Annotated in this window: 1 protein-coding gene; it reads right to left on the reverse strand. The window is 54.6% G+C overall.

Going from position 1 to position 357, the window contains the following annotated elements; genetic code table 11:
- On the reverse strand, positions 1-302 hold a 302-nt coding region (locus AC1RPW_RS08185), incomplete at its 3' end, for a hypothetical protein (RefSeq protein ID WP_481769471.1).
- Between the last annotated feature and the right edge of the window lie 55 nt (positions 303-357).

A 357-nucleotide genomic window follows, 5' to 3' on the forward strand; every position in this document is an offset into this window, starting at 1 on the left:
CCACGATTAGCGTTGATAAACGCGTCGATGCGGCCACGCGCGACCCTAAGCGCCCCGTTGAACTCTTGTTCGGAGCACGTATAGTCTTCTTTTTTACAAAGCGTCAGAAGTTCGGGGTCTATGCCGTGCCCCGGATCGTAAGCTTCATGACTGACGTGCAGCAGAGCATTTGGCTTCGGCTCCCACACCAACGACACACGTAGGCGGTAGTTCGGAGCTATCATCAGGTACTCTTCCTCGTGATGATTGCCGCACCGAAATTCGCGTTTTTGGTAAATCGGGAACTTTGGCGTTGCGCTCATGGCCGCACCATACGCGAGGTAGCTGCCGCGACGATTGCGGCAATCACTTCTTCAT

This window comes from Dellaglioa sp. CoH-55-MRSF-8 (genome assembly GCF_056782195.1).